Origin of the sequence: Providencia sp. PROV119 (assembly GCF_028482435.1) — a bacterium.
Lineage (GTDB): Bacteria > Pseudomonadota > Gammaproteobacteria > Enterobacterales > Enterobacteriaceae > Providencia > Providencia stuartii.
In genome coordinates this window covers 281,500-297,610 of record NZ_JAMPQL010000004.1, presented here as the reverse complement: position 1 = coordinate 297,610, position 16,111 = coordinate 281,500, and the positions used below count along the sequence as shown (strand labels likewise).

General features: G+C 42.3%; 13 protein-coding genes. 8 read left to right on the top strand and 5 right to left on the bottom strand.

Annotated elements, in window-relative coordinates:
- Positions 1-55: 55 nt before the first annotated feature.
- From lon to bolA, 5 genes are all read right to left on the bottom strand, one after another.
- Positions 56-2,500: an endopeptidase La gene (gene lon, locus PSF11_RS07630; RefSeq protein WP_004927032.1), complete on the bottom strand. Its 2,445-nt coding sequence runs from the start codon at positions 2,498-2,500 to the stop codon at positions 56-58.
- A gap of 210 nt (positions 2,501-2,710) precedes the next feature.
- Complete coding sequence (gene clpX / locus PSF11_RS07625; RefSeq protein ID WP_004927031.1) at positions 2,711-3,988, bottom strand: ATP-dependent protease ATP-binding subunit ClpX; 1,278 nt, start codon at positions 3,986-3,988, stop codon at positions 2,711-2,713.
- Between the two features lie 111 nt (positions 3,989-4,099).
- Positions 4,100-4,720 carry an ATP-dependent Clp endopeptidase proteolytic subunit ClpP gene (gene clpP, locus PSF11_RS07620; RefSeq protein ID WP_004927029.1) on the bottom strand — a complete coding sequence of 207 codons (621 nt, stop codon included), beginning with the start codon at positions 4,718-4,720 and terminating at the stop codon, positions 4,100-4,102.
- 563 nt (positions 4,721-5,283) lie between these two features.
- Positions 5,284-6,588 (bottom strand): trigger factor, encoded by a 1,305-nt coding sequence (gene tig, locus PSF11_RS07615; RefSeq protein ID WP_004927024.1) that lies wholly within the window; start codon positions 6,586-6,588, stop codon positions 5,284-5,286.
- Between the two features lie 357 nt (positions 6,589-6,945).
- On the bottom strand, positions 6,946-7,284 hold the full coding sequence (gene bolA, locus PSF11_RS07610; RefSeq protein WP_004927022.1) for a transcriptional regulator BolA: 339 nt from the start codon (positions 7,282-7,284) through the stop codon (positions 6,946-6,948).
- A gap of 245 nt (positions 7,285-7,529) precedes the next feature.
- Between bolA and PSF11_RS07605 the strand changes: the two genes are divergently transcribed.
- The 8 genes from PSF11_RS07605 (at position 7,530) to cyoE (ending at position 16,005) form a co-directional block, all read left to right on the top strand.
- A complete protein-coding gene (locus PSF11_RS07605; RefSeq protein ID WP_014656771.1) occupies positions 7,530-8,108 on the top strand; it encodes a YajG family lipoprotein in 579 nt (192 codons plus the stop codon).
- Between the two features lie 126 nt (positions 8,109-8,234).
- Entirely contained in the window at positions 8,235-9,746 is a 1,512-nt protein-coding gene (ampG, locus tag PSF11_RS07600; protein ID WP_072502519.1) for a muropeptide MFS transporter AmpG, read from the top strand.
- A gap of 254 nt (positions 9,747-10,000) precedes the next feature.
- Entirely contained in the window at positions 10,001-10,783 is a 783-nt protein-coding gene (locus PSF11_RS07595; protein WP_072502520.1) for a nucleoside-specific channel-forming Tsx family protein, read from the top strand.
- Between the two features lie 441 nt (positions 10,784-11,224).
- Complete coding sequence (gene cyoA, locus PSF11_RS07590; RefSeq protein WP_004927013.1) at positions 11,225-12,172, top strand: cytochrome o ubiquinol oxidase subunit II; 948 nt, start codon at positions 11,225-11,227, stop codon at positions 12,170-12,172.
- Between the two features lie 4 nt (positions 12,173-12,176).
- On the top strand, positions 12,177-14,168 hold the full coding sequence (gene cyoB / locus PSF11_RS07585; RefSeq protein ID WP_004927011.1) for a cytochrome o ubiquinol oxidase subunit I: 1,992 nt from the start codon (positions 12,177-12,179) through the stop codon (positions 14,166-14,168).
- Entirely contained in the window at positions 14,158-14,772 is a 615-nt protein-coding gene (locus PSF11_RS07580; protein WP_004927009.1) for a cytochrome o ubiquinol oxidase subunit III, read from the top strand. The genes cyoB and PSF11_RS07580 overlap by 11 nt, the downstream gene beginning before the upstream one ends.
- Positions 14,773-15,105, top strand: coding sequence for a cytochrome o ubiquinol oxidase subunit IV (locus PSF11_RS07575; protein ID WP_004927007.1), 333 nt, complete (start codon positions 14,773-14,775; stop codon positions 15,103-15,105).
- A 12-nt stretch (positions 15,106-15,117) separates the two neighbouring features.
- A complete protein-coding gene (cyoE, locus tag PSF11_RS07570; protein WP_004927005.1) occupies positions 15,118-16,005 on the top strand; it encodes a heme o synthase in 888 nt (295 codons plus the stop codon).
- The last annotated feature ends 106 nt before the right edge of the window (positions 16,006-16,111 follow it).

Genomic DNA, 16,111 nt, shown 5'->3' with positions numbered 1-16,111 from the left:
AGACTGACAACCCCTAAATTAGCTGTCAGTCTCATTTTTATGTAAACTTCTTGATTCAGCTCACTCTTTTTGACTTATTTTTTACGATTTCCGCACCAAATGGTGGGTTCGCTAGTGCTAAAGAGAGTACCTCTTCAATTGTTTTAACCGGATGAATTTCCAAATCTGCAATAACGTTTTCTGGAATTTCTTCCAAGTCACGTTTATTCTCAAATGGAATTAATACTGTCTTGATGCCACCGCGGTGTGCCGCAAGTAATTTCTCTTTCAGACCACCAATCGGTAAAACAAGACCTCTTAAAGTAATTTCACCCGTCATTGCTACATCAGCTTTAACAGGATTCCCCGTTAAACAAGACACCAACGCGGTTGACATTGCAATCCCCGCACTTGGGCCATCTTTTGGCGTCGCACCTTCCGGAACGTGTACATGGATATCGCGTTTTTCATAGAAATCGCTATTGATACCCAGTTTTTCTGCTCGAGCACGTACTACGGTTAATGCCGCTTGGATGGATTCCTGCATAACTTCACCGAGTGAACCGGTATACGTGAGTTTACCTTTGCCCGGAACACAAGCTGTCTCGATGGTTAATAAATCACCACCTACTTCTGTCCATGCAAGACCTGTCACTTGACCAACTCGGTTTTCAGTATCTGCTTGCCCGTAATCGAATTTGCGCACACCTAAAAAGTCTTTTAGGTTGTCAGCGTTAATTTCGATATGTTTAAGCTTTTTATCCATCAATAAGGCTTTCACCGCTTTACGGCACAATTTCGAAATTTCACGTTCGAGGCCACGCACACCAGCTTCACGCGTGTAATAACGAATAATACCGATTAATGCACTGTCATCGATGGTTAGCTCACCTTTTTTCAAGGCATTACGCTGAACTTGTTTTGGCAATAAGTGTTGCTTAGCAATATTCAGCTTTTCATCTTCCGTATAACCGGAAAGACGGATCACTTCCATACGGTCAAGTAACGGCGCTGGGATGTTCATTGAGTTCGACGTAGCAACAAACATCACATCTGACAGATCGTAATCCACTTCCAAATAGTGATCGTTAAAGGCGACGTTTTGCTCAGGATCTAATACCTCTAACAATGCGGATGCTGGATCGCCACGCATATCAGAAGACATTTTATCGATCTCATCTAACAGGAATAGTGGGTTTTTTACCCCAACTTTTGCCATTTTCTGGATCAATTTACCCGGCATAGAACCGATATAGGTACGACGGTGACCACGGATCTCCGCTTCGTCACGCACACCACCTAACGCCATACGGGTATACTGGCGCCCTGTCGCTTTCGCAATAGATTGCCCAAGAGAAGTTTTACCAACCCCCGGAGGCCCTACCAGACATAAAATAGGCCCTTTAATTTTGCTAACACGGCTTTGTACTGCCAGATACTCTAAAATACGCTCTTTAACGCGCTCTAAGCCATAATGGTCTTTATCAAGGACTTCTTGCGCCTTAACAAGATCTTTTTTCACTTTGCTGCGCGCATGCCATGGCACCTGCACCATCCAGTCAATATAGCTACGTACGACGGTGGCTTCAGCCGACATCGGAGACATCATTTTTAGCTTCTGCAACTCAGCTTCCGCTTTTTCATGAGCCTCTTTTGGCATCTTCGCTTCTTCAATTTTACGTTTCAGCGCTTCGTATTCATCTGGCGCGTCATCCATTTCACCAAGCTCTTTTTGAATCGCTTTCATTTGCTCATTCAAATAGTATTCGCGTTGGCTTTTTTCCATCTGTTTTTTAACACGATTACGGATGCGTTTTTCAACTTGCAGCAGCTCAGTTTCTGACTCCATCATGGCCATCAGGAACTCAACACGCTCGGCGACATTCGCCATCTCCAATACGCGCTGTTTATCTGCCAATTTCAATGGCATATGAGAGGCTATTGTGTCCGCTAGTTTATCGAGTTGATCTTGTTCAATCGAGTGTAGCGAGGTCAGCACCTCAGGCGGAATTTTTTTGTTCAGTTTGATGTAGCTTTCGAACTGACTGACTATCGTGCGATAAAGAACCTCTTGTTCTTTTTCATCAAGAAGCTCTGCAACTTGCGTTTTAGCACCCGCTTCATTGTAAAAGTTATCAGTTCCCGCAACGTGTTTCACTGATTCAGGCTGTAACAGTTCAGCTTGTGCTAAGAAATATTCACCATTGTCAGTTAAACTGCTTATGCGTGCTCTTCTTAAACCTTCAACTAATACTTTAACTGTGCCATCGGGCAATTTCAGCATTTGAATAACTGAAGCAACGGTGCCAACAGAAAATAAATCGTTAACCCCAGGCTCATCAGTTGAGGCCTCTTTTTGGGCTACCAGCATTACTTGCTTGTCATGATCCATCGCTGCTTCCAGACTGTGAATGGATTTTTCACGTCCAACAAACAGTGGGATCACCATATGTGGGTACACCACTACATCACGCAGAGGCAATACTGGTATTTCTATGCGTTCGGAACGCTCAGGATTCATAAAGCTCTCTCTTCGTTTAGCTTACGCTAGTTTAAGGGTTTCCAACTATTGTTTAGAAAGTAATTATTTTAAAAACAAAGAAACCACACTCAGAATATAAACTATATGGGGATAAGATTTTAGCATTCAATGGGTACTTGAAGATAAAAAGTGAAATGAGGGGAGGATCCCTCATTTCACTGATAACTTTTTGGTGCTAAATCCTAGGCGCTAATTATCACCAGAGGCTTGGGCATCAGGCTTGCTGTAGATCAGTAATGGCTCTGATTGTTCATTAATCACATTCTCATCAACAACGACTTTTTCAACACCTTCCATAGAAGGCAGATCGTACATTGTATTTAGTAATGCGGCTTCAACAATTGAGCGTAAGCCACGAGCCCCGGTTTTACGAGCCATTGCCTTTTTAGCAATCGCTTTTAAGGCTTCTTCACGGAACTCTAACTCTGTCCCTTCAAGGCTAAATAGCGCTTGATATTGCTTGGTTAATGCGTTCTTCGGTTCCTGCAAAATCTGAATCAATGCTTCTTCACTCAATTCAGTTAATGTCGCAACAACAGGCAAACGACCAATAAACTCAGGGATCAGACCAAATTTGATTAAATCTTCTGGTTCTGTTTGCGTTAACAACTCACCTTCACTGATTTTGTCAGATTCGCCTTTGACTTCCGCAGCGAAACCAATACCTGAACGTGTGTTTAAACGCTGACCGATGACTTTATCAAGCCCTGCAAACGCACCACCACAGATAAATAAGATTTTAGAGGTATCAACCTGTAAAAACTCTTGTTGAGGATGCTTGCGACCACCTTGTGGAGGAACCGCCGCCACTGTTCCTTCAATGAGTTTCAGTAGCGCTTGCTGTACCCCTTCCCCTGAAACATCACGGGTAATGGATGGGTTATCTGATTTACGCGAAATTTTGTCAATTTCATCAATGTAAACAATACCGCGTTGAGCTTTTTCTACATCGTAGTCGCATTTTTGCAGTAATTTTTGGATGATATTTTCGACATCTTCCCCCACGTAACCCGCTTCGGTTAATGTGGTTGCATCAGCCATCGTAAATGGCACATCCAAGTAACGAGCCAACGTCTCAGCCAACAGTGTTTTACCGCTACCTGTTGGGCCGATCAGCAAAATATTACTTTTACCAAGCTCTACCCCTTCAGCAGTGGTATCTCCATTACGTAAACGCTTGTAATGGTTATAAACAGCAACAGAAAGTACTTTCTTCGCTTGTTCTTGACCTATGACGTAATCATCAAGATGCTCTCTAATTTCATGGGGAGTAGGCAGTGCACTACGCTCACGATGAGGAGCTAACTCTTTGATCTCTTCACGGATGATATCGAGGCATAAATCGACACATTCATCACAAATATAGACTGACGGACCGGCAATCAGCTTGCGGACTTCATGCTGACTTTTTCCGCAGAAAGAGCAGTACAACAGCTTACCTGACCCCTCTTTGCGTTTTTCTGTCATCAGTTGACCTCACTTATCGTCAAACTACCCTGTTTATTTGCTGGATAAACAACCTAAAACAGGATAATAAATTTCTTTAATATTAATTAAGTATGGATAAATCCTAGCTAATTAACGGCTAGTATAAATATGGTCGACCAAACCATACTCTTTGGCTTCATCTGCAGACAAGAAACGATCGCGTTCAGTATCACGATTAATCTCTTCAACTGATTTACCTGTGTGCAATGCCATTAATTCATTCATTCGAGTTTTCACTTTCAGAATTTCCTGAGCGTGAATTTGAATGTCTGTCGCTTGCCCTTGATAACCGCCCAATGGTTGGTGGATCATCACACGAGAGTTCGGCAAGCAGAAGCGTTTGCCTTTAGTCCCCGCAGCCAGCAAGAAAGAGCCCATAGAGCAAGCTTGCCCCATACAGATTGTGCTGACATCCGGCTTAATAAATTGCATTGTGTCATAGATAGACATACCTGCGGTGATCACACCACCAGGGGAGTTGATGTAAAGTTGGATATCTTTTTCTGGGTTTTCCGCTTCCAGAAATAGCATCTGTGCGACAATTAAGTTCGCCATATGATCTTCCACCTGACCTGTCAGGAAGATAATACGTTCTTTTAACAGACGTGAATAAATATCGTATGAACGTTCACCCCGAGAGGTCTGCTCAATGACCATTGGCACTAGAGCCATTTGGGATGCTAGATTTTCCTGACCGCCAAAATATGACATCGAAATCTCCTATTAAAAACTATCTGGTGCTTGCGCCTAAATTTGCTGTTTGTTCGACTTTTAAGCATTCTAAGCAGCAAACAAACAGTTTGTCTTTAAAAATTCTCTATCTTGCCTATTTCCACTATTATCTCATCTCGTTATTTCTTTTAAGTTAACTAAAAAGCTGTTAATAGAGATGAGCATGAACACAGCGAATGACGCCGTAGAAAACAAGACCCACTATAAAATAGTTTAACACAAGTCTGTAAGGATTCACGGATTTGTTCTTTCAGATAACCGAGAACCAAACAGCCTATCTTATGTGAATATACCGCAGCGCTTATAATAAAATTAGGGCGAAAATGTGATTTTCAAGACGATTGGTGCGCCTACCTTAAATAATTCGAGTGGTAATAAAGCGACAAGTAAGCCATCTTAGGCAGCACAAATGGCTAATAAACCCCAAGCTCAGCCTCTATCTAGGCACCCTCACCCTAACTTGAAATGTGATAACTCTAATTGGCAAAAAACCCGCAGCGCAATGCCACGGGTTTATTATTTGCACAACTTAAAAAGCGAAATTAACCCGCTTGAACTTGGTTCATCAGTTCTGTGAAGTTAGTTTCTTTTTCAGTCACTTTCGCAACTTCAAGAACTTTCTCAACCGCTTGTTCTTCTAATGCTAAGTTACGAACACTATTCATCAGCTCATTATTTTTGCTGTAGTATTCGATAACTTCTGCTGGATCTTCATAAGCTGACGCCATTTCTTCGATCAATGCTTTAACACGATCTTCATCAGCTTTCAGCTCATTAGCGCTGATCACTTCACCTAACAGCAGACCGATAACAACGCGACGTTTTGCTTGTTCTTCGAACAGTTCACGTGGCAGTTCCATCGCTTGCTTCTCGTTACCACCAAAGCGTTGAGCAGCTTGACGACGCAGAACGTCAATTTCGCCATCAACCACAGCAGCAGGAACTTCGATTTCGTTTGCGTTAACTAGACCATCTAAAACTTGCGCTTTAATACGGTTACGAACTGCATTTTTCAGTTCACGTTCCATATTTTTACGAACTTCAGCACGCAGACCTTCTAAAGTACCATCAACGATACCGAAACGCTTGATGAACTCTTCAGTGAATTCTGGCAGTTCACGTTGCTCAACTTTCTTCAGAACGATAGCAAACTTCGCTGCTTTACCTTTCAGGTTTTCAGCGTGGTAATCTTCTGGGAAGTTAACTTCGATATCAAACTCTTCGCCTGCTTTGTGACCAACGATGCCATCTTCAAAGCCAGGGATCATACGACCTTCGCCCATAACCAGTGCGAAATCTTCTGCTTTGCCGCCTTCGAACTCTTCACCATCGATTGAGCCAGTGAAGTTAATAGTGATACGTGAATCCGCAGTTGCCGCTTCAGAAACTTCTTTCCACTGAGCTTGTTGCTTACGCAGCGTTTCCAGCATGTTTTCCAGATCTTCATCTTTTACAGAAACAACTGGTTTTTCAACTTCGATAGTTTCCAGACCTTTCAGCTCGATTTCTGGATAAACTTCGAATTCAACTGAGTAAACAAAATCTTTACCATCTTCCAGCATTTCAGGTTTGTAGCTAGGCGCACCTGCTGGATTGATTTTTTGTTCGATGATCGCGTTGATGAAGTTACGTTGCATCACATCGCCCAGAACGTCTTGCATAACAGACGCGCCGTAACGCTGTTTAACGATGTTCATTGGTACTTTCCCTTTACGGAAACCATCAACACGTACTTTCTTCGCGACATTAACCAGCTCGCTGTTTACTGCTTTTTCAATATCGGCAGCAGGAACGGTGATTGTTACACGACGCCCAAGGCCTTGAGTCGTTTCAACAGAAACTTGCATCTTCTTACCTCAAAAAAAATCTTAGTGATCGGTCTACTCCAGAGTTTGGTCATTAAATCATAACGACCTTCTCCCTTCCAGAACCGGGGGCGTTGCTTACACAACGGTCATCCCTGATATCAGAAGCGTCCCGAAACCTTACTGAAAATTAGACGCGACATTATACCGATGCAGATGCTCCGAGTCGAGAAAAGCTGATAAAAGAAGCGATCAATCCGCTTTATTTGTGACTTTTCCGACTAAAAAATGTCTTCTCCACGCAAATTGGAGAAAAAATGCTCATCGAAATTAATGTCAACATCGTAAAATGATGTGAATCATTTCATCACAATGACAGTAAAACAGAGAATGAGTCAATCAGCCGTTTGTTTTACCACCACCACGACATGCAGGTGAATTTAATGCCGTATCCGCCAATTCCCCCCATTCTGTCGGGGTATACGTATGGAGCGCTAATGCGTGGATACTTCCTGCTAATTCGTCCGCCAAAATAGCATAAATTTCGCGATGACGGCCAACCATACGTTTATTTTCAAATTTTTCACTGACTAAAACCACCTTAAAGTGGCTTTCTGAACCAGCAGGCACATTATGTTGATAGCTTTCATTGATCACTTCAAGATGAGCAGGTTCAAAGGCTGTATGCAACTTTTGCTGAATACGTGACTGCATATTCTGCGGTGCATTTATCCCCATAAAAATAACTCCTTTCTTCAACCAACATTTACGTTTTTTTTGTTATCTTTTTTTGTCACGGTAGAGGACAATCACTCTACAATGATATGATAAATACCCGCTTTGGCGAATTTTTTCTAAAATGGTTGTCTAACCCTTTAGAAAATCCGTCACAATGGCACTATACCCTATAAAACATAACAGGGTTCGTTAGATTGCACCATAACGGAACAGACTCAATTAGGAAAGATTAACTGGAAAAAATTATGTTAAGAAAACTTTGTTTTCCACTTTTTGCACTATTTCTTCTAGCAGGTTGTGCAACAAGCAATAACACTTTATCGCTCGAACCCAAAATCACGCTACCTGCGCGCAACCCGACACTCAATGCAACCGCAATTAGTGTGAGTAGCGTTGATAACCGACCATCAAAATCACTTACGGAACTCAACCGTAATGGGAGTTTAGTGGTCTTGTCACCTTCGCGTGATCCTCGCTATTTAATGCAAGAAGCGGTTGAGAAACAAATGGCAGCACGTGGTTTTATGGTGTCGTCACCCGCGAGTGTTAACTTAGTCGTACAATTAAATCAATTAAACGCCCAAGTCACTGAAGGCAGTCTACGTCACAATATCACGGTAAACACCAGTGTGACCGTTAATGCGACAGCGCCTAACGGCTCGACGAAATCACGTACTTTTACGCGTAATTACAACAACCAAGAATTACTTGGTGCAAGTAACGATAAAATAGAAAAAGCGATCAATATCGCGTTAACAGATTTAATTAATGATATGGCAAATGACCAAGAATTGACGCAGTTTATTAGACAAAACGCTCGGTAATCGCCCTTCATTATTATACGGTAAGAGCCTATTTCTATAGGCTCTTAAAAGTGTGGTGCTATTACTACAATAAGCAACCAATAACGGAAGTCCTCTATTTTACAAATAACCAATCATAGGAAGATTATGTCCCGTGCCTTTTTACCTAACTCAGTCATTTTAATCCTATTAGGTTTTGTTTCCGGCCTTCCGTTAGCCCTTACCGCAGGTACATTACAAGCTTGGTTAACAGTTGAAAACATCGATATCAAAACAATCGGTTTCTTTTCGCTTGTTGGTCAAGCTTATGTTTTAAAGTTTCTGTGGTCTCCCATGATGGACAGATATACGCCTCCTTTTTTTGGTCGGCGTCGAGGTTGGTTACTCACCACACAGATCCTACTTATTATTAGCATAGGGGCGATGGGTTTTATGAATCCATCCGAACACCTATGGTGGTTAGCAGCACTTGCCGTCATGGTTGCCTTTTGCTCCGCCTCACAAGATATTGTCTTCGATGCTTATAAAACCGATTTGCTCAGTGCAGAGGAAAGAGGTTTTGGTGCCGCCGTGTCGGTGATGGGGTATCGCATCAGTATGTTAGTTTCAGGTGGATTAGCATTATGGATGGCAGATACGTTTCTCACATGGAAACAGCTCTATCTACTCATGGCGGGGTTAATGCTAATCGGTGTTGTAGCGACGCTGCTTGCCAAAGAGCCTGAAGATAATGGCGCACCACCAACTTCACTAAAAAAAGCTATCTATGAACCATTAGCTGAATTTTTCAGCCGTAACAATGCTTGGTTGATCCTGCTGTTACTGGTGTTTTATAAAATGGGTGATGCTTTTGTTATGGCACTTAACACCAATTTTCTACTGCATGGGCTAGGGTTTAGCTTAAGTGAAGTCGGCACTGTCAATAAAACAGTAGGTATGCTGGCGACCATTATTGGGGCGTTATTTGGCGGTTATTTGATGAAAAAAATGAGCTTATTTAACGCGCTCTTTATTTTCGGAATATTACAAGGCGTATCTAATATCGGCTATTGGTTCCTTGCAGTCACGCCACCTAACATCATGACTATGGGAACAATTATTTTCCTTGAGAACCTTTTCTCAGGAATGGGTACCGCCGCCTTTGTTGCCTTATTGATGACCTTATGTAATAAGTCTCTTTCTGCCACACAATTTGCTTTGCTATCTGCACTTTCCGCAGTAGGACGCGTATATATCGGCCCTGTTGCCAGTATTCTTGTGAGTGCTTATGATTGGCCAATCTTTTATTTACTCTCGATTATCGTTGCTCTACCGGGGATCTTGCTGCTACTTGCCTGCCGCACATCGCTTATCTATACCCAAACAACTGGGCTATTCCAGCGCCGTGAACAATATGCAAAAGCCTACAAAATCGCGGTTTACTTATTCTTGCTAGCTATTAGCATCCTTGCTATTTGGCTAATAACGCTCTTAATCAGCTCATTCTCATCTGTCAAAATCTATCTGTTTACAACTCATCTATCACTTTGGCTTTCCTTGCCTGAATATCAAAATAGCATCTTCAATACCGGCGTTGGGATTGGGGCATTAAGTTTGATTATTGGTGGATGCCTTGATTTCTTTGCAGTCAAGAAAGTAGTTAAAAAAGCTGTTAATTAATCAAAAAAAATTAATAACTAGAGTAATTATCCCGAAATAAGATAAATCTGTTTCGGGTTTTTCTTGACCTTTTAAATTAGATCTGACTAGCAAATATTGATATCCCTCGCGTCATATCGTGATGTATATCACTTATTCAATGAAATATATTTTTTAATTACAAATGAAAAGCCTAATATCTCACACGTTAAGGGCTAATCAGCCTCACGGCTGAATAATAAATATCGTTAATACTCAAACGAAAATAATATATTATGAAAAAACAACTTCTCTGCGCCGCGGCACTCGTATCTTTAGCTGGAACAGCGAATGCAGACGACGGCTTTCTTGGCTATCAGAATGGTTTCGCGGATATCAATGTCAACTATCTAGACTGGTCTCACCGCACCGAAACTAAGTCAGAATACACTTCTCGTAAAAAAGACTTTGCCTACATTGAGTTAGAAGGCGGTGCTAACTTCAATTGGGGGGAATTATACGGCTTCTTTGATGTGGAAAACCCATTCCATAAACGCCGTACTGAACCAGGTCGTAACCAACGTTATACAATCAAAACCACGGGACGTTTCTATTTAGGTGACAGTGGCTTTAACGTATATGGACACGTCTATGGTACTTGGTCACTGCCAGGAGCTAAATATGGTGGTAATTTCCATGAAGTCAATACATTGTATGGTTTAGGATACAACACTGCATTTGGTGACCTGTGGTTCAAACCATTTATTGCAATGCACTATGTCGATCAATCGTTTTATTCAGGTAATAACGGCTATGTCGTCGGCTGGGTTGCTGGTTATGGATTCAAAATGTTTGAAGAGAATTTCATGATCACTAACTGGCACGAAATGGAGTTTGCACGCCATAAACGTTATGGCAGCGGTAACGGTGGTCGTGATGGTGTCAATGGTGCATTAGCATTTTGGTGGAATGCAACACCAAATTTAGCAGCAGGTGTTCAATATCGCTACGCTGATAACAAGTTAGGTGAAAATTTCTATCAAGATGCGATTATTTATACATTAAAATATACGTTCTAAATAGCTCACTTAAGTCAACATGAATACTTATAGAAAAATTTAAAAACTCTCTTTTCTTTTCAAGAAAGTAACAATTTTTCTTAGCTATTTTGGCCGGTAAGGTGGTGCTAGCCGCCTTATCGGCATTAAAAATCGTAATTTCACCTATCATTTTATTTAACAATCATAGCAGTTTCTTCATTTTTTGCTCACTTTTGTACATATTTTTCTTTGAAAAATGACAAAGATATTTTAGTATTACCTTCGTTTTAGCAAAATATACCTATAATCTGCATGACTTTTAACTTTTTAATCATAAGCTCTTTACATGTGATCATATTAACATAAAGAGCTAACAATCCTGCTTCTTTACCTTACAATTGTTTACACTCACATAACCTTACCGTAGAATGCCCCCACTGATGAAACGACAATTAGAATCTTTGTCATTTGGGGTCGTGGATGAGACTTATGAACTACAAAAAAAGCATTGGGGCAATCTCGCTAGTTGTAGCCGCCTTATTATTAGGTGGTTGCGACATGGTGTTGATGGACCCTAAAGGCGCCGTTGGCGTCAAACAAAAAGAGCTGATTCTTATTGCAATCGGCTTAATGCTCGTTGTTGTGATTCCTGTTATTTTCATGGCATTTATCTTTGCAATGAAATATCGTGAATCCAATAAATCAGCAACTTACCGTCCTAACTGGGCTCACTCAAATAAAATTGAGTTAGTCTGCTGGACCGTTCCTATCATCATTATCATCATTCTAGGTACTATTACTTGGAAGACGACTCATGAGCTTGACCCTTATAAGCCATTAGTCAGTGATCAGGAACCTGTCACTATTGAAGTTATTTCGGCTGACTGGAAATGGATCTTCATCTATCCAGAGCAAGGCATTGCAACAGTTAACGAAATCGCATTCCCTACTGGTGTGCCAATCAACTTCAAAATTACGTCTGATTCGGTGATGAACTCGTTCTTCATTCCATCGTTAGGTGGTCAAATCTACGCGATGGCAGGTATGCAAACTAAGCTTCACTTAATTGCTAATGAACCTGGTACTTATAAAGGCTTCTCTGCAAGCTACAGTGGTCATGGCTTCTCTGATATGAAGTTTAATGCTATCGCAACACCTGATCGCCAAGGTTTTGATGAGTGGGTACAAAAGGTGAAAGCGTCACCTAAGACTATGGATACCATGCAAGCGTTTGATGAAGTCGCCAAACCTAGCATGAACGTTCCTGTAACCTACTTCTCTAGCGTGAAACCAAATCTGTATGAAGACATCATTCTCAAGTTTGGTCATGAGCACCATAAAGGTCACGCTCCTGCAGACAAGAAAGATGAAACTGCAGGTCAATCTATGCATATGAGCCATAACGCTCATACAGGCGCTGAGGAATAAGGGCATGTTCGGAAAATTAACACTAGATGCTATTCCGCTCCATGAGCCAATTGTCGTCGTGACACTGATTTGTATCATTATCGGCGGTATTGCGCTTCTTGGTGCGATCACCTACTTCGGTAAATGGAAGTGGTTGTGGAAAGAGTGGTTGACATCCGTTGACCACAAAAAAATTGGTGTCATGTACATCATTGTCGCAATGGTCATGCTATTCCGTGGTTTCGCGGATGCTATCATGATGCGTGGTCAACAAGTACTCGCTTCTGCTGGTCAAGAAGGTTTCTTAAACCCTCACCACTATGACCAAATTTTTACCGCACACGGCGTTATCATGATTTTCTTCATGGCGACTCCATTTGTTGTCGGTCTGATGAACCTTGTTGTTCCTCTGCAAATTGGTGCGCGTGACGTTGCTTTCCCATTCCTGAACTCACTGAGCTTCTGGTTCTTCGTCGTCGGTGTTGTGCTGATTAACATCTCGTTAGGGGTGGGTGAATTCGCACAAACAGGTTGGTTAGCTTATCCGCCGCTTTCGGGCTTGGAGTACAACCCAGGTGTCGGGGTCGATTATTGGCTCTGGAGTCTCCAGATATCCGGTATTGGTACACTATTAACAGGGGTTAACTTTATCGCGACAATTATCCGCATGCGTGCACCGGGTATGTCGATGATGAAAATGCCAGTATTTAGCTGGGCAGCACTCTGTACGAACGTACTGATCGTAGCAGCGTTCCCAATCCTGACTGTTACACTGACGCTTCTGACATTAGACCGTTACCTAGGTACCCATTTCTTTACTAATGATATGGGCGGTAACATGATGATGTACATCAACCTGATTTGGGCATGGGGTCACCCAGAGGTGTATATCCTTGTACTACCTGTATTCGGTGTTTTCTCAGAAATTGCGGCAACGTTCTCCAAAAAACGTCTGTTTGGCTACACCTCGTTAGTGTGGGCAACTATCGTTATTACCGTTATGTCCTTCATCGTTTGGTTGCACCACTTCTTTACGATGGGCTCGGGAGCAAACGTCAACGCCTTCTTTGGTATCGCCACGATGATTATCGCAATCCCAACAGGGGTTAAGATCTTCAACTGGCTGTTCACCATGTATCAAGGTCGTATTGAGTTTAAATCACCGATGCTGTGGACTGTCGGCTTCATTATCACCTTCTCTGTCGGTGGTATGACAGGTGTTCTACTTGCAGTACCTGGTGCAAACTTCGTTCTGCACAACAGTTTATTCCTGATTGCTCACTTCCATAACGTTATCATTGGTGGTGTGGTATTCGGTTGTTTCGCGGGTATGACTTACTGGTTCCCGAAAGCTTACGGCTTTACGCTAAATGAAAAATGGGGTGTCCGTGCCTTCTGGTTCTGGATCACTGGTTTCTTCTTAGCATTTATGCCGCTATATATCCTTGGCTTTATGGGAATGACTCGTCGTTTAAGCCAAAATATTGATCCGGCTTATCACACGATGCTCGTTGTTGCTGCATGTGGTGCTGGACTGATTGCGCTGGGTATCCTGTGTCAAGTTATCCAAATCATCGTGAGTATCCGTGACCGTCATGCAAACCGTGACCTAACTGGTGACCCATGGGGTGGCCGTACACTGGAGTGGGCAACATCTTCTCCACCGCCATTCTATAACTTTGCCATCGAGCCAAACATCCAAACTCGCGATGCTTGGTGGGATATGAAAGAAAAAGGTACCGCTCATAAGCGTCCTGCTAAATATGAAGAAATTCATATGCCGAAAAATACAGGCGCTGGCGTGATCATCGCTGCATTCAGCTTGGTTTTAGGTTTCGCGATGATCTGGCACATCTGGTGGCTCGCAATCGTTGGTTTCGCTGGCATGATTGTTACTTGGATTGCAAAAAGCTTCGACGAAGATGTTGATTATTACGTACCTGTGGCCGAAATCGAGCAAATCGAGAATAAGCACTTTGAAGACTTACGTAAGGCAGGTGTGAACGATGTCAACTAATACAATGACTAATCAAAACTTGGCCCATGCAGAGCATGGGCACCATGATGCAGGCGGAACTAAGGTATTTGGTTTCTGGCTCTACATAATGAGTGACCTGATTCTGTTCGCCTGTTTATTCGCAACTTATGTTGTCTTGGCTGACGGCACTGCCGGCGGCCCTGAAGGTAAAGACATTTTCAGCCTGTCATTCGTTTTAGGTGAAACCTTCCTACTGTTATTCAGTAGTATCACCTACGGCTTTGCAATGTTAGCCATGCATAAAGGTAAAATTGCATCCGTTAACTTATGGCTGTTTGTCACTTTCCTGTTAGGCCTTGGCTTCGTTATCATGGAAGTTTATGAGTTCCATGAGCTAATTGCAGAAGGCTATGGTCCTGACCGCAGTGGCTTCTTGTCTGGCTTCTTTACGCTGGTTGCAACTCACGGTATCCACGTGACTTGTGGTCTAGTTTGGATCATCATCATGATTATCCAAGTTTCACGCCGTGGCCTAACTGAGGTGAACCAAACGCGTCTGAACTGCCTGAGCCTATTCTGGCACTTCTTAGATGTTGTTTGGATCTGTGTATTTACCGTTGTTTATCTTCTGGGGGCAATTTAAATGAGTCACGCAAAAGATGCTCATACTGGAGCAAGCCACGGTAGCATGAAGACTTACGTGATTGGTTTTGTTCTGTCAGTCATATTGACAGTGATTCCTTTCTGGATGGTGATGGAAGGTACAGCATCACAAGCCACTATCCTTTGGACAGTTGTGGGTATGGCTGTTGTACAGATCCTCGTTCATCTAGTATGCTTCTTGCACATGAACACATCATCAGATGAGCGTTGGAACCTGATTGCATTCCTGTTCACTATGCTAATCATCGGTATCGTTGTCATTGGCTCTCTGTGGATTATGTACAACCTGAACATCAATATGATGCTCGACTAAAGAGTTGCCGATATGTTTAAGCAATACCTGCAAGTGACCAAGCCAGGAATTATTTTCGGAAATCTAATTTCTGTGATCGGCGGTTTTCTTCTCGCCTCAAAAGGCTCGATTGATTACCCGCTGTTTATTGCGACTTTGCTGGGTGTATCACTGGTCGTCGCTTCTGGTTGTGTTTTTAACAACTATATCGACCGTGATATCGACCGTATCATGGAAAGAACGAAGAATCGCCCTTTAGTTAAAGGGCTGATTGACCCGAAAATTAGCCTGATTTACGCCGCTGCATTAGGTATTGCTGGCATGCTGCTACTTCTTGTAGCAGCAAATGCTCTGGCAATGCTCCTTGCGGTAATTGGTTTCGTAGTTTATGTAGGTATTTATAGCCTATATATGAAACGTAAATCAGTCTATGGCACGCTAATTGGTAGTTTATCTGGCGCAGCTCCACCGGTTATCGGTTATTGCGCTGTCACAAATGAGTTCGATACAGGTGCATTGATCCTGTTATTGATTTTCAGCTTGTGGCAAATGCCTCATTCGTATGCCATCGCGATTTTCCGTTTTAAAGACTATAAAGCAGCTAATATTCCTGTTTTGCCTGTAATTAAAGGGATCTCTGTCGCTAAGACACATATCTTCTTATACATCTTGGCATTCATGGTTGCCACACTCATGTTAGCTATCAGCGGATACGCTGGTTATAAATATCTGGTTGTGGGTGCTGCGGTCAGTCTTTGGTGGCTTGGCATGGCAATTTCTGGGTTTAAAACCGAAAATGATGACCGTGTTTGGGCTCGTAAACTGTTTATCTTCTCCATTGTGGCGATCACTTCATTGAGTGTCATGATGTCAGTTGACCCAACAGTTTCAACCGATACTGTTATAGCTTTAGTTAGATAATTTCTGACACAATAACTCCCAACGGCAGGCCAGTCCTGCCGTTTTCATTTATAACATCATTATTGATTATTAATAATGATTAAATATTCATTTACCTACCTCTAGG

Coding starts and splice junctions, on each gene's coding strand:
- lon (WP_004927032.1), bottom strand. CDS start 2,500: ATGAATCCTGAGCGTTCCGAACGCATAGAAATACCAGTATTGCCTCTG.
- clpX (WP_004927031.1), bottom strand. CDS start 3,988: ATGACAGAAAAACGCAAAGAGGGGTCAGGTAAGCTGTTGTACTGCTCT.
- clpP (WP_004927029.1), bottom strand. CDS start 4,720: ATGTCATATTTTGGCGGTCAGGAAAATCTAGCATCCCAAATGGCTCTA.
- tig (WP_004927024.1), bottom strand. CDS start 6,588: ATGCAAGTTTCTGTTGAAACGACTCAAGGCCTTGGGCGTCGTGTAACA.
- bolA (WP_004927022.1), bottom strand. CDS start 7,284: ATGGGGATAAATGCACCGCAGAATATGCAGTCACGTATTCAGCAAAAG.
- PSF11_RS07605 (WP_014656771.1), top strand. CDS start 7,530: ATGTTAAGAAAACTTTGTTTTCCACTTTTTGCACTATTTCTTCTAGCA.
- ampG (WP_072502519.1), top strand. CDS start 8,235: ATGTCCCGTGCCTTTTTACCTAACTCAGTCATTTTAATCCTATTAGGT.
- PSF11_RS07595 (WP_072502520.1), top strand. CDS start 10,001: ATGAAAAAACAACTTCTCTGCGCCGCGGCACTCGTATCTTTAGCTGGA.
- cyoA (WP_004927013.1), top strand. CDS start 11,225: ATGAGACTTATGAACTACAAAAAAAGCATTGGGGCAATCTCGCTAGTT.
- cyoB (WP_004927011.1), top strand. CDS start 12,177: ATGTTCGGAAAATTAACACTAGATGCTATTCCGCTCCATGAGCCAATT.
- PSF11_RS07580 (WP_004927009.1), top strand. CDS start 14,158: ATGTCAACTAATACAATGACTAATCAAAACTTGGCCCATGCAGAGCAT.
- PSF11_RS07575 (WP_004927007.1), top strand. CDS start 14,773: ATGAGTCACGCAAAAGATGCTCATACTGGAGCAAGCCACGGTAGCATG.
- cyoE (WP_004927005.1), top strand. CDS start 15,118: ATGTTTAAGCAATACCTGCAAGTGACCAAGCCAGGAATTATTTTCGGA.